12 protein-coding genes are annotated in these 13,415 nt (G+C 36.8%); 1 reads left to right on the forward strand and 11 read right to left on the reverse strand.

What is annotated here, in order from left to right; all coding sequences use genetic code 11:
* Positions 1 to 327: 327 nt before the first annotated feature.
* The 5 genes from AC59HC_RS03765 to AC59HC_RS03785 all read right to left on the reverse strand — a co-directional run bounded on the left by AC59HC_RS03765 (position 328) and on the right by AC59HC_RS03785 (position 6,597).
* Positions 328 to 3,033, reverse strand: a complete 2,706-nt coding sequence (locus tag AC59HC_RS03765) for a TonB-dependent receptor domain-containing protein (RefSeq protein ID WP_496558031.1) — start codon at positions 3,031 to 3,033, stop codon at positions 328 to 330.
* 68 nt (positions 3,034 to 3,101) lie between these two features.
* The gene (locus AC59HC_RS03770; protein ID WP_411414190.1) at positions 3,102 to 3,464 is read right to left on the reverse strand and encodes a hypothetical protein; all 363 of its coding nucleotides are present in this window, start codon (positions 3,462 to 3,464) and stop codon (positions 3,102 to 3,104) included.
* A 19-nt stretch (positions 3,465 to 3,483) separates the two neighbouring features.
* Positions 3,484 to 4,128, reverse strand: coding sequence for a hypothetical protein (locus tag AC59HC_RS03775; protein WP_238349663.1), 645 nt, complete (start codon positions 4,126 to 4,128; stop codon positions 3,484 to 3,486).
* A gap of 78 nt (positions 4,129 to 4,206) precedes the next feature.
* Positions 4,207 to 4,893 (reverse strand): response regulator transcription factor, encoded by a 687-nt coding sequence (locus AC59HC_RS03780; protein WP_002982671.1) that lies wholly within the window; start codon positions 4,891 to 4,893, stop codon positions 4,207 to 4,209.
* 159 nt (positions 4,894 to 5,052) lie between these two features.
* A complete protein-coding gene (locus AC59HC_RS03785) occupies positions 5,053 to 6,597 on the reverse strand; it encodes a sensor histidine kinase (protein ID WP_062673264.1) in 1,545 nt (514 codons plus the stop codon).
* A 201-nt stretch (positions 6,598 to 6,798) separates the two neighbouring features.
* Here AC59HC_RS03785 and AC59HC_RS03790 point away from each other — a divergent pair, with 201 nt between their 5' ends.
* Positions 6,799 to 7,290 carry an SRPBCC family protein gene (locus AC59HC_RS03790; RefSeq protein ID WP_496558032.1) on the forward strand — a complete coding sequence of 164 codons (492 nt, stop codon included), beginning with the start codon at positions 6,799 to 6,801 and terminating at the stop codon, positions 7,288 to 7,290.
* Positions 7,291 to 7,406: 116 nt separating this feature from the next.
* Here AC59HC_RS03790 and AC59HC_RS03795 read toward each other — a convergent pair whose 3' ends face one another.
* The 6 genes from AC59HC_RS03795 to AC59HC_RS03820 form a co-directional block, all read right to left on the reverse strand.
* Positions 7,407 to 8,234, reverse strand: coding sequence for a hypothetical protein (locus AC59HC_RS03795; protein ID WP_202841784.1), 828 nt, complete (start codon positions 8,232 to 8,234; stop codon positions 7,407 to 7,409).
* A gap of 1 nt (position 8,235) precedes the next feature.
* Entirely contained in the window at positions 8,236 to 9,075 is an 840-nt protein-coding gene (locus tag AC59HC_RS03800) for a hypothetical protein (protein WP_202841783.1), read from the reverse strand.
* 1 nt (position 9,076) lies between these two features.
* A complete protein-coding gene (locus tag AC59HC_RS03805) occupies positions 9,077 to 9,964 on the reverse strand; it encodes a hypothetical protein (RefSeq protein WP_202841782.1) in 888 nt (295 codons plus the stop codon).
* Positions 9,965 to 10,504: 540 nt separating this feature from the next.
* On the reverse strand, positions 10,505 to 10,843 hold the full coding sequence (locus AC59HC_RS03810; protein WP_202841781.1) for a hypothetical protein: 339 nt from the start codon (positions 10,841 to 10,843) through the stop codon (positions 10,505 to 10,507).
* 41 nt (positions 10,844 to 10,884) lie between these two features.
* Positions 10,885 to 11,247 carry a four helix bundle protein gene (locus tag AC59HC_RS03815; RefSeq protein WP_238349662.1) on the reverse strand — a complete coding sequence of 121 codons (363 nt, stop codon included), beginning with the start codon at positions 11,245 to 11,247 and terminating at the stop codon, positions 10,885 to 10,887.
* A 7-nt stretch (positions 11,248 to 11,254) separates the two neighbouring features.
* Entirely contained in the window at positions 11,255 to 13,300 is a 2,046-nt protein-coding gene (locus AC59HC_RS03820; protein ID WP_496558033.1) for a S9 family peptidase, read from the reverse strand.
* Positions 13,301 to 13,415 lie beyond the last annotated feature (115 nt).

Consider the following 13,415-nt stretch of genomic DNA (forward strand, 5'->3'; position numbering starts at 1 on the left):
AAAGCAACGCTAAATTTTTCCTTTCTATACATAAAAAAATGCCCCTAAAAAGTGTCTAACTTTTTGGGGGCAGTCCAAATTGAAGCGGATTTTTTATTGGTAAGGAAGCTTGAGGCTGGAAGAGGGGAGTTTCTGTAAGTTTTCATAACTCTTGGATTTCCTTCGTTATTAGAGGCAATTTTACCTGCGTATGGTAATAATCAAACCTTATAGGTTTCTGAAACCTATAAGGTTTTGTTTATTCAGAAAAGTATAAATCAGTAATTTATTCCTAAATAAGAATTCTACCGGCTAGCACTTCCAGCATCATTCTTCCATCTTCCCGCCTTAAAACGTCACATCCAGTCCCACATAGAAGTTGGCCTTCATAATCGGAGCATATACCATTCCTCCGTCAAAATAGCTTCCGAAAGGATTTTTAAAATCTACAATCGCATTTTTCTGATAGTAAGAAGTAAGGTTTTCTCCTCCTGCATAAGCTCTGATCTTTTTATTGAAATTTCTTGAGATCTGAGCATTAAGAACTGCATAGGATTCTGAATACGTCGGTAACTGAAACTCTGCCGGATTCGTTGAAGTATCAGGAAGTCTTTGCTTTCCAACCCAGTTTAAAGTCGTATCAAAACTCCAGAATCCGCCATTATCATTTTTATTGGTTGAATAGGCCAGATTCACAAACCCTCTGTGCTTCGCCATAAAAGGAACTTCTCTTCTTCCACCGATATAATCTGCCTGTACGTCATAGTATTTATAAGCCAGTCTTACTTCAAGGTTTTTGACAGGCATGAAATCCCATTGGGTCTGGAATGAATTCGCAAAAGATTTTCCATCCAGATTATAAAATGTCAGCTGTTGAGGAGATCTGTCCAGATCTACCAATACCTGATCCTGGAAATCTGTTCTGAAGAAGTCTGCAACAATGCTCGATTTTCTTCCGAATAACTTAAATTCCTGTTGTAAACTCGCTCCATAATTCCATGCGATTTCAGGTCTTAATCCATAAATATTTCCTCCGTTAGGTAGAATATTAATCGCTCTGTTGGAAGCAAAATACTGCTGGCTTTCCGCAAATACATTTGCTGTTCTGAAACCTCTTCCCGCAGAAAGTCTTAAAATTGTCTGAGGTGTGAAGTCATATTTAAAGTTCAATCTTGGCGTAAACTGTGTTCCTGCCAGGTTGTGGAAATCAACTCTTGAACCTGCTACTAAACTATATTTTAAACCAGTTAAAGTATATTCAGCAAAAATGCCCGGCACAATTTCATTTCTTCTCATATCATCCAGCAAATACGTTTCTTTATAACCATCATATAAGAAACTTGCACCAGCCTTGTACTTGTGGTTGGTATTTCCGATGATGCTTTCAAAAATTAAATTGGAATAGTATGTATGCTGCTGTCCCGCATAATTTCTTAATCCAAAGAAGCTGTCCTGCTGATGGTAAACATACTGGTTCATCCATCCGATACTCTGGTAAGGTTTTCCTTTAAAAACATACCCTGTTTTATTCCAGACCTGGAATCTTGAAATATCGATTCCAACCCCATAAAAAGGCTGTTTGTCCTGACCCAGTTTTTTATCAAAACCAATTTGTCCTGCCGTTCTTTCATCTCTGATAAAATTAATTCCAAAATGAGACCCGAATCCTGACTTTTCAAGATCATTATAATTAAGCAAATAAGCTGCATTGATCTGTGTTCCTTTCGGTCTGTCCAGAAAACCATCATCATTCATATCCGTATTTCCAAATGTTCCGTTGCCGTGAAGAAGAAAGGTTTGCGACCATTTATCGTTGATAGGAGAAACATTGGTGATATTGATTTCCGCTCTTCCATTGAAGTCAGAAAAAAGGTTCAGTGATGTTTCAGGCGTCTTGGCATTTTTTAAAAGCTCAGTATTGATTTGTCCTGTGATACTTTCATAACCGTTTGTTACGGTACTTCCTCCTTTGGTAAGCTGAATACTTTCAATCCATCTTCCCGGGATAAAATTTAAGCCATAGGCAGAAGCCAGACCTCTGATCTCAGGTAGCTGTTCTTTTGTCAAACTCGTGTATTTCTGATCCAACCCAAGCATTTTCAACTGTTTTGTTCCCGTAACTGCATTGCTGAAAGAAACATCTACCGTTGCATTGGTTTCGAAGCTTTCAGACAGATTACAGCAAGCTGCCTTTAACAGCTCTTTTTTATCAATATTAAAAACAAGTCCGGCTTCTTTCTTACTTAAAGCTGTTGCTGCCTTAGAACCCGTTACCACAACACCATCAATACTTTTTTCGTGCTGGGAATGATCTTCTTTATCAGATGAAGTCTCATTGTCTTTACGATCTTCATGTTTTGTTTCTTCTTCGTAATGCATTTTTGGATTGGGTTCACCAAAAGTAAAATTCCTGTCATAGAGGCAGCATCCCGGAAGACTATTGTAAACAGCATCTGAAGCCTTATATTTTTCATTATCATGTCCTTCATCAGCAGTAGCCTTTAAAATCTTATCTGATGAAGTTTTTGAAGGATCAAAATGTAAAGTAACCGTTTGCTTTTCAGCATTCCATTCTGCAGTATCGGCACCGGCATCTTTGGATGCTTTTTCAATTCTGGCTTTACATGAAGCACAGTTTCCTCTTACGTAGAATTCATTTTCTTTTTTAGGGGAAATAGTAGCATCTGCATGGTGCTTATGATGGGTTTCTGTCTGGGAAGGCTGCAGATCTCTGTCGTAATGACAGCATCCCGGAAGTCCTTCATAGGTTGTATCAGAAGCTTTGAATTTCTCATTGTCATGTCCTACTTCTGCTACCTTTTTCAGAATATCATCAGAAGATACCTTATCTGTTTCTAGGGTTAGTGTTTGAAAATCAACAGAGTAAACGGCTGTTTTGGCACCCGCTTTTTTTGCTGCACTTTCAATTCTTGTTTTGCACATTTCACAGTTCCCTTTTACCTTGAACTGATTTTTTGAAAGTGTCTGAGCAGATATATATTGTGTAAATAGGAATAATGCACCAAGTATGAACCTGGAAATATATAATTTCATTTTGTTTAAAGTTTTAATTAATTAAAAAAACAGTTCATTATAAGGCATAATGAACCCATGCTATTTAATTAACCTATCTTGGGTGGTTGCCAGATTTCCTTCAAACGGTCTGAAAGATAAGGATCTGCATATTGAAACTGAGGATTCTTATTCGCTTTGTAATAAGACAGTTCCAGACGTAGATTTTTTGAAAAAGGGGTTTCAATAAAAGTATAGCAGGCAATGCATGATGAGCAGCAGTCGTCATTACATGATTTTGTGTTATCATGTTTGCTGTCTTTTTTTGAAGAATGATTTTTACAGCAGTCCATTTTCTTGGAAGATTCTGCTTTACAGCATGTTTCCTGCATTTCCTGCGCATAGAAATAGTCCTTGGGAATCAGAAAAACTCCCAGACAAAAAACTATGGCAAGTATGTGAAACAGCTTCATCTGTGCAAAAATACAAAATTTATGGTAAAGGATCACCAACTTTTAGAGAACAGCTGTGCCATGGCTCACCATGAGCGGGATTCAGTTTCGGTTTTTCTCCCATTGCGAGATTCTGTGCTGCAGGTGCAGGAGCCGGACTTGGAGCTGCTTGAACTGCATTTTGCACTGCCTGTGGCGCAGGAGCTGGCTTACTGTTTAAGGGCTGTCCTACAGGAATATCGCATCGGTGTCCAGGCTGTCCATGTGGAGGATTCATTCCTGGTGCGGTTTTTATCTGTTTCCCGTTATTATCAAGGGTGATTTTTCCCGGTGATATAGCATTTGGATCAATCTGGATGGTATTGCCCCCGCTCACATTTACATTTTGTGTTGCAGGAGCAGCTGCGGAAGGTTGCCCATTCAAAGGTTGTCCTACCGGAATATCGCATCGGTGCCCCGGTTGCCCGTGTGGAGGATTCATTCCCGGAGCTGTAGCCATAGGAGCAGGAGCAGCGTTGGACTGGATGCCTGCCTGTTCCATCAGAGCGGTTTTTGAGGTGGTATTTAGAGCTACGTTGGGCTGACCAGCGTTGGCTTCTTCTTTTAAGTAAGTAGCTCTTTCATCCTTTTTACAGGATGCGGCTAAGAGTGATACGGCAATCAAACCTATAAATGTATTCTTCATATCCATGGGTATGAAACAAAATTAGCAAAACATTTTCAATTGTTTTGCTAATTTTATACTTATAATTTGATTTTTGGATTAATTTTTTACCAAAAGTCTAAATCCTTCTCCGTGAACGTTGATGATTTCCAATCCTTCGTCGTCTTTTAACAACTTACGAAGCTTGGCAATATAAACGTCCATACTTCTTGCTGTAAAATAATTTTCTTTTTTCCAGATCTTTCTTAAAGCAAGGTCTCTCGGCATGAAATCATTTCTGTGGATGCAAAGAAGTTTTAATAATTCATTTTCTTTAGGAGAAAGTTTATATTCTTTATCACCTACTTTCAGCTGTCTCAGCATAGAATCAAAGAAAATATTGCTGATCTTGAACTGCTCCTGTTCTTCATTTTCCAAGGTAGAACTTCTCTGAAGAATTGCTTTTATTTTGTATAAAAGAAGCTCAGTATCAAAAGGTTTTGTAATATAATCATCAGCACCTAACTGATATCCCTTCAGGATATCTTCTCTCATGTTTCTTGCAGTAAGGAAAATGATAGGTGTATTTTTATCAATCTTTTTTACGTCTTCCGCTAATGAAAATCCGTCTTTTTTAGGCATCATTACGTCAAATATGCAGATATCGAATTCATTTTCTGTAAATTCTTTAAGTCCCTGCTCCCCGTCAGTGGCAAGAGTCACTTCAAAATTATTGATGGTCAAATAATCTTTAAGCACCGCCCCGAAACTCTGATCGTCCTCTACTAATAATATTCTGTTGCTCATAATTTTAATAATTAAAAATTAACAATTAAGAATGAACTTCCTCACTCTATCTTCTATATTTTGATATTTGGTTTAACTTTATAATTGATGAATGATCATTGATAACTGATGTGAAAGAGATCGGTATCATTTATCGCTTATCATCTATCATTTATTTTTCTAGCTCATCGGCAGTTTTATCGTAAACGTACTTCCTTTTCCTTTATGAGAGTCTACAATAATCTGTCCCTTGTGCAGTTCTACAATTTTCTTCACGTAAGAAAGACCTAATCCCTGGCCTTTTACGTTGTGAATATTTCCGGTTTCTTCCCTGAAGAATTTTTCGAAAATTTTGGTTTTATTCTGTGTATCCATTCCCATTCCTTTATCGGAAATTTCAATCACATACCAGTGTCCTTCATTTCTTGTTTCCACATGTATTTCCGGTGCTTCAGGAGAATATTTATTGGCATTATCCAGTAAGTTGACCAGCATATTGGAGATGTGGAATTCATCTATTTTAAAATTATACTGAGTGGCCGTGAACTTCTGCGTAAGGGTTCCGTTTCTTTGCTGTACAATCAGATTGAAAGATTCTGTTGTTTTTTTGATCAGCTCTCTTACGTTGGTCTCTTTTAAAAATAATTCCACTTCATTTCGCTCAAGCTTGGACATGTTAAGTACATTTTCCACCTGTTTTTTCATCCTTAAATTCTCCTGCTTGATCAGTTCGGAATAGTATTTTACTTTATCCGGATTGGTGGCAATTTTGTCATTAGCCAATGAATCCGTTGCAACAGAAATAGTTGCCAATGGCGTCTTAAACTCGTGGGACATGTTGTTGATGAAGTCTGTTTTTACTTCAGCAAGTTTTTTCTGCCTCATCATATAATTGATGGAAATAATATAAATCCCAAGAATGGTAAGGAGAGAAAGGAATGTTCCCAAAAGCATCGGCCAGTTATTCATCGCCAGGGAATATTCTTTTTTAGGAAATACCAGGGCAAGGCTGTATAAAGTATTTTTCTTATCGGCAAAAAGAGGAAAGCTGTAGGTATTACTGTCTTTCTTTTCTTTATAAGCCTTATTCGCAATGCTTGTAAGCTTATTATTACGATCCAGAACTCCATATCCGAACTTGGCAGTGATACCTCTTATTTTCAGTTCTTTGGCAATAACGGAGTCAAGAGTTTTCGGATCTACTCTTTTAGTAATAGGAAGGTTGTTTCCATATACTTTCACAAACTCTTTCATGGAATAATCTCCCGTCTCAATCTCCTGATTGATATCTTGCGTTAAAAGTTCGCGATTGGTGGTATCTCTTTTTATTTTATAAGCAGCTTCGTCTGTATACAATGTAGTCAGCTTGATAGAATCTCCTTTTTGAGAAATAGGCAGCTGCGTTTTTTCAATAATATTTTTGGAATAAATAATCTGTCTTTGAGTCCCGGAGTCTTCTACTTGCTGAATGGTAGTTAAAGATGGCTGTTTGCTGTTCGCAAGAATATTTTTTCTGAAATCTTTATAATCCTGATTCAGGTATTTGTCAGCTTCAATCTCTTCAATACTTTTTGAAGTACTTTCCAAAACCGCATACACTTTATTTGAAAAATCCTGTTCCAGTACGCCGTAATAGCCTTTCAACCAATAAAATTGGAGCGTTACAAAGACAATCAGTGAGATCGTCATAAACACTGAAATTATTGGGATGAATTTGTTATTCATTATTTAAAATATATATGTTTTGGAAAAATGAATGTTAAAATTAATTTTTTTAAGAGTACATAAACAAAAAACGAGCCAAAAAATTGTTTTTTTTTTCTTAAAAGAGTGTTTTTTAACAATTATTTATGAATTATCTTTTACTTGTCATATGAAAAGTCCTTTCAATAAATAAAATGCTAACTTTAATAAAAATAAATATATATGGAATCTACTATCATTTTCAACAAAGATTTTGATGCATCAAGTACTTATGTTATGAAGATTTTTAAGGCTGATGTTTCAACCGTATGGAACTATTTTACAGAAGCAAGATTATTGGATCAATGGTGGGGACCTAAACCGTGGAAATGTGAAACGGTAAGTCAGGATTTCAAGGAAGGAGGTATCTGGATGTACACAATGGTAGGTCCGAACGGTGAAAAAGGACCTATGTATGCTCAAACTCAATATGGAGAAATTACAGAACACAGAAGTCTTGACTGGATGAGTGCTTTCTGTGATGAAAAAGGGAATATCAATGAAGACTTCCCAAGGTCAAAATGGCTGATTGGCTTTACCGGAGTGGAGGAAGGAACTAAAGTAACCATCAATATCCATTACCATTCTCCTGAAGTGATGAAAAAGCTTATGGATATGGGATTTGAAGAAGGCTTTAAAATGGGACTGAATCAATTGGAAGAATTAATAGGTTAATGTAAAACAGTTTCCATCTGAAGATTTTGAAATGTAAAAGTAATGATAACAAAGATTTTTATACTATATAAAGAGGATGTTACAATGAACATCCTCTTTATTATTCTGTTATTGAATTACAGTTTTTCTATACTGATAAAAGTTCCGTCTGTAGGAACAATTTTATAGACATCAGCCACAGTCAGAATAGAAACTCCTCCTGAAACCTGAACTTTCAACTGATCTCCTTTGTCAAACATAGACAGAAACTCCATGGTTCCCACCCTGTTTGCTCCTGCAGTAATTAATATGGCTTCATTTAAAGCAATATCATTTCTCGCAAGCACATTTCCGTTCTTCAAAGCTCTGAAAGAAATGGTTGGCGGGCTGACATGTATCCCTGAAGTTTTTACTTTTAAACTAATCAGCACCCTGTAGAGCCCTGATTCTTTAAAAGTAAAGTTGTTGAAATTGCTATTTACGATCCCCTGCGGATTAATGATCCCAAGTTTATCCATATCCTGTGTATTGTCATAAAATCCGAACGGGACATCTTTTTCTCCACATCCGATAAGCACACAGGTTACAGAAGGGAAGTCGCTTTCTGCCATTGCAGGATTCATACTGGCGCGGGTTGTTCTTCCTCCGCTTTCATAAAAAGTGGGTTTCCACTTCTCACCATCATAGACAACCACTCTTTTGATGTCCTTTCTGTATAAGATCATTCCCTGCATGCCTGGGTCATCATTGAAGTGATCTGGCTGAATGGCATTGTAAAGAGGTAGTTCAGTTTCATAATTTACTGTCGGGATCATCATCCCTTTAGATTTTGCTGCATTATCTTCCTTATTGACTACACTGAACATTGCATTGGCACTTGAGCTTGCATTACTGCCTACTGTGACTTGAGAAAAGGATATTGATGCTATCAGTAAAAGTGTGAATATATATGTTTTCTTTATCATATTAGTTCAGTTTTTCGATATAGATATAAGTGTCTTTATCATTCATTTTAAAATTTACTCCGGTTCCGAGGTTCAAACCCGTGTCAGCCTGAATTCCGCCTCTTAGGCGGATCTGGTCACCTGCATGAAGATATTTGGTGGTAGAAAAGCTGTTCACAGAATTGGAGCTGCCTGCTGTAACCACCAATCCATAAAGTAAGAAACTGTTTTCATGAATTTTTTGCCAGCCATCTGCTAATGCATTTACATAGAGCGCCTGCAGGGATACAATTGTAGCTGCATTTCCTACAGAGAGACCGCCTGCACTGCTTGTTTTTACGGAAGGATTAATTCTGTAAAAACCATCAGAAGGAATGGTAATCTCGCCATTGCTATTTACAGTAAGCCCAAGGTTATTGATGTTATTTCTGTCAGCATCATTTAAAATGTTGAACTGTAGAGTGGGGCGTCCGGTAATTCCCAGTACATTGGCAACAGTCAGATCAGCTGCATTTGATCCCAGGATACTTAGATTTTTATAATTTTTAATACTCCTTTCGGTAACTGCCAGCCATCGGTAGCCGTCATATTTTACAACGTCTTTTATTTCTTTGTTATAAAATACCAGTCCATTATCACTAGGGTTGTTCTCATATAAATCCGGATGAGAGGCATTATAATTAGGCAATTCGGTATGATTTTCGACAACAGGAAGTATGATTCCCTTTGTCTTACTTTCTACCTGTAACTGGGCTCTTGTATGAATTTTTTCCGGGTTGTCACCCATTTTTACCTGAGCATATCCCAGGCTTCCCAGGGCTGTTAAAGTTAATATGTTGAGTGCAATTGCTTTCTTTGTCATCTTAATCACTTACTTTGGTAAATATTATTTCTCTTGGATAGAATGAGGCGATATTAGTATTTGTAGCAGCAGTTAAGGTAACAACTACAGATACTGTGGCAAGAGGAGATTGAATTCTGGAAACAATATAATCACCGGGATTCAATCGGATTCGGGTTGTTGTAAATGCCGCCGTGTTGGTATCTCCGCCAATTCCCAGGATTCCGTAATAATCAGGCGAAAAGGTGGTTAGTTTGACTTCATTAAAACTGTTGTCAGGCTGCTTAAGATAAGCTCTTAACTGATACTGCGGACCGCTGGTCAAAGAAACGGCACCTCCTGTTTTGGAGGGTACATTTAAGTAAATGTCATAAACACCTGCCTGATTAATAACGAATTTTGCATTGTCAAAACTCTGGTCTGTATAGAGTCCTCCTCCCGGAACAACCGCAGTTTCTCTTATTATACCGAGATTGTTGTAAGATTTCTGCCCGTCAACAGGCGCACTGAACCCAAGCCCCACATGTCTTCCACATCCGAGAAGAACACAAACGACACTGATTTCTTCATCAGCATTAGACAAAAACCTGGACTGCTTCATCTTGAAATCTGCAGCAGTAGGTTCATTGTTCCATTTTGCTCCGTCATAAGAGTAAAAAGTGGCATGTGTTTTTTCAAACATCATCATCCCTGTCATTTCTGGATCAGAGGCAGCTGGTGCATAGAGAGGAAGATTGTCTGGAGAAGATACTTCAGGAAGCATCATACCAAAATTTTTACCCCCATATTTCCCGTCTATCTGTAAAATAGCCTTGTTGTGAATTTCAACAGTGGGGTTTTTGGAAACCCCTACTTGTGAAAAGGCTAAATTAACAATGATCAACATCAAAGAGGTGTTAATTTTTTTCATGGTTTGATTTCTATTTAAATTTTAATCTGTTTTTTTTCAGAAGAATTTTTTCGAAATACATCGTTTTTCAATTGTTTGGTTTGTGTAGTTTTTATTCAAATTTTATCCTCCCCGACTCATTATGTGAACCGGAGTTATCATTTGCTTTGTTGTTTTTTCAGACTTATACATCTTGAAGAAATGACCATAATATCTGAGGGAAATTGGCCGCAGAAAAGGGCCAAAAGAATGTGGTCTTAGTGTGACTAAAATACAACTCTCATGTGGTACCATCCAATCAAAATGAGAAATATTATGTGAGAAACGTTCTATTTGTAAGAAAGGATTCTGATAATGACCTGGAAATGAATTGGTTTAAAATTTAAATAAGTGTTTAAATTTTTACTTAGAATTTAAATAGCCATATTGATTTTGTTTAAAAAAATAGAGGCAAGTTTTTGGCTTGTCTCTATTTCGTTAATAAAGTAATGTTATTTGGATAGGTTTTGATAATTATTACATGGAATTTTTATCAAAACTCTAAATTGATGCATTTACGGCTTAGATCAGTTCTTCTTCCTGAAAATACTGGATAATCGCCTTTTTCATAAGCAAAGTCTGCTCATTAGGTTTGAGTTCCGGAAGTTCTTCCACAGTTTCAAAGTGGGGCCATCCGTCTTCATAGTGGGTAAATTTATAATATCCAAAAGGCTCAAGCAATCTGCAGACTGCAATATGAATCAGGTTTACTTTGTCTTCTTTTGTATATTTTTGCTGGCCGCTTCCCAGCTCCTGCAACCCTATCAGAAATAAGAGGGTTTCAATGGGCGGATTCTTCTCAGTCTGAAAATTATCTTCGAAGAACTGTTCTATTTTTTTCCAATATTCGGATTCGTTCATAATATATTTAAATGATAAATGATAGTTGATCAATGATAAAGTTAGTTCTTTAGCATTTTTCTATAGGAAGAAGTTACTTTCAGTATTTCTTCAGTTTTTGTTTTTATATCTGCTATAATTTCTTTTTGAACATATTCCAGTTCCTCTAACATTTCAAGCCAAAACAAAGTTTCATCAGTTTCTTCAATCACGATAGATATTTTAGAAAACCGCTCAGCTTTTGATCTTGCTCTGCACATAGCTCTATAATTAGCAGCCATAGAAGTAGAAGACCGGAATATTTGTTTTCTGATCACAGAAAAGGCTTCATTAGGTGGAAGTTTAGAAAATTCTTTAATGATCATGATGGCTAGCTGCTTTGTTTTAAGAGCAAAAATTGTATTATAATCCGGGCTATCCATCATTTATCATTTATGAATTATTATTTATCTTTAACAGAAACGCATACTCCAGTGCATCTTCTTTCAGAGATTCAAATCTTCCGCTTGCCCCTCCGTGTCCGGAGCTCATGTCGGTTTTGAAGACTAAAATATTATTATCTGTTTTTAATTCTCTCAGTTTTGCCGTCCATTTTGCAGGTTCCCAATACTGTACCTGAGAATCATGAAATCCTGTCGTGATCAGCATGTGAGGATAATCTTTAGCCTCTACATTATCATAGGGAGAATAGTCTTTCATATAATGGTAATATTCCTCGTCATTTGGATTTCCCCATTCATCATATTCTCCGGTTGTCAAAGGGATTGTATCATCCAGCATCGTTGTAACAACATCTACAAAAGGTACCTGTGCCACAATTCCGTTGAATAACTGAGGTTCATAATTTACCACAGCACCTACCAGCAGTCCGCCGGCACTTCCTCCCATCGCATACATGTGTTTTGATGAAGTATAATTTTCTCTGATCAGGTATTTTCCTGCGTCAATAAAATCAAAGAATGTATTTTTCTTAAACAACATCTTTCCGTCTTCATACCATTCTCTTCCCAGATATTCTCCACCACGGATGTGAGCAATAGCATAAATAAATCCTCTATCCAGCAAAGACAATCTTACATTGGAAAAGCTGGCATCAACAGTATGTCCGTAGCTTCCATATCCATATAAAAGAAGGGGAGTGTCAGGTGATTTCTTAGTGTCTTTATGATAAACCAGGGAAATAGGAACTTTTGTCTTTCCATCTCTTGAATCTGCCCAGATTCTCTCCGAAATATAATTTTCAGGAGCAAACTTTCCACCCAAAACTTCCTGTTGTTTCAGAAGTTTTGTCGTCTTTTCCTTCATGTTGTACTCATATGTGGAACTAGGCTGTGTAAGAGAAGTATATCCATAGCGTAAAATTTCCGTATCAAATTCCAGATTGATCCCGATATAAGCCGTATAAGTAGGATCGGAGAAAGGTAAGTAGTAAGATTCCTGTGTTTTCTCATCAATGATTTTGATCTGAAGCAATCCTCTTTCTCTTTCCTCAAGAACCAGATAATCTTTAAAAATTTCAAAACCTTCCAGTAAAACTTCTGCACGGTGCGGAATCACGTCAACCCAGTTTTCCATACCGCAGTTATCAATCTTTGTCTTTACAATCTTGAAATTGATCGCATCATCCGCATTGGTAATGATATAAAATTCGTCTTTATAATGCTCTACTGAATATTCAAGATCATCTATTCTTGGCTGGATCACCTTCCATTCTGCAAATACATTGTCTGAAGGAATAAAACGATGTTCATCCGAAATAGTGCTTGAACTTGCAATGAAAATATACTCTAATGATTTTGTCTTAAATACATTGACATCAAAAGTCTCATCTTCTTCATGGAAGATCAGAACATCTTCCACTGAATCTGTTCCCAGCTGATGTCTGTATACCTGAAATGCCCGAAGACTTTTGTCTTTTCTGATGTAAAAAATATGCTGGTTATCATTCGCCCAAACAGCTTTCCCTGTGGTATTAGGGATCGTATCCGGCAAAATTTCTCCTGTCTTTAAATTTTTAAAATTAAGTGTATAAATTCTTCTTCCTACATCATCTGAAGAAAAAGAGGCCAGTTCGTTACTGGGGCTTACTGCTACACTTCCTACTTCAAAAAACTCTTTGCCGTCTGCCAGAATATTAACGTCGAGTACAATTTCCTCATCATTCTCAAGGCTTTTATACTTTCTGCAGAAGATAGGATATTCTTTGCCTTCTTCATAACGCACAATATACCAGTACTCATTAAAGAAATAAGGCAGAGACTCATCATCCTTTTTATAGCGGGCCTTCATCTCTTCGAAAAGCTCTTCCTGAAGAGTTTCCGTATCTTTCATGATGAATTCTTCGTAGGCATTTTCCTCCTCAATGTATCGGATGACTTCAGGGTTTTCCCTTTCATTCAGCCAAAAGTAATTATCAGTTCTTCTATCGCCGTGTTTTTCTAGTATTTTTTCAATTTTTTTTGCCTGTGGAGCTTTCATCCGGGGTATTTTTATTTTTTTATTGAATAGAATGTTCTTATACTTTTTTCTTCTGAAAGTAAGTAATTTAAGCAGAAATCCTTTCAATATTAATTTTTGTTCAAATTTAGGTAAA

The sequence above is a fragment of the Chryseobacterium sp. DZ-32 genome (genome assembly GCF_059587025.1).

Coding starts and splice junctions, on each gene's coding strand:
- AC59HC_RS03765 (WP_496558031.1), bottom strand. CDS start 3,033: ATGAAATTATATATTTCCAGGTTCATACTTGGTGCATTATTCCTATTT.
- AC59HC_RS03770 (WP_411414190.1), bottom strand. CDS start 3,464: ATGAAGCTGTTTCACATACTTGCCATAGTTTTTTGTCTGGGAGTTTTT.
- AC59HC_RS03775 (WP_238349663.1), bottom strand. CDS start 4,128: ATGAAGAATACATTTATAGGTTTGATTGCCGTATCACTCTTAGCCGCA.
- AC59HC_RS03780 (WP_002982671.1), bottom strand. CDS start 4,893: ATGAGCAACAGAATATTATTAGTAGAGGACGATCAGAGTTTCGGGGCG.
- AC59HC_RS03785 (WP_062673264.1), bottom strand. CDS start 6,597: ATGAATAACAAATTCATCCCAATAATTTCAGTGTTTATGACGATCTCA.
- AC59HC_RS03790 (WP_496558032.1), top strand. CDS start 6,799: ATGGAATCTACTATCATTTTCAACAAAGATTTTGATGCATCAAGTACT.
- AC59HC_RS03795 (WP_202841784.1), bottom strand. CDS start 8,234: ATGATAAAGAAAACATATATATTCACACTTTTACTGATAGCATCAATA.
- AC59HC_RS03800 (WP_202841783.1), bottom strand. CDS start 9,075: ATGACAAAGAAAGCAATTGCACTCAACATATTAACTTTAACAGCCCTG.
- AC59HC_RS03805 (WP_202841782.1), bottom strand. CDS start 9,964: ATGAAAAAAATTAACACCTCTTTGATGTTGATCATTGTTAATTTAGCC.
- AC59HC_RS03810 (WP_202841781.1), bottom strand. CDS start 10,843: ATGAACGAATCCGAATATTGGAAAAAAATAGAACAGTTCTTCGAAGAT.
- AC59HC_RS03815 (WP_238349662.1), bottom strand. CDS start 11,247: ATGATGGATAGCCCGGATTATAATACAATTTTTGCTCTTAAAACAAAG.
- AC59HC_RS03820 (WP_496558033.1), bottom strand. CDS start 13,300: ATGAAAGCTCCACAGGCAAAAAAAATTGAAAAAATACTAGAAAAACAC.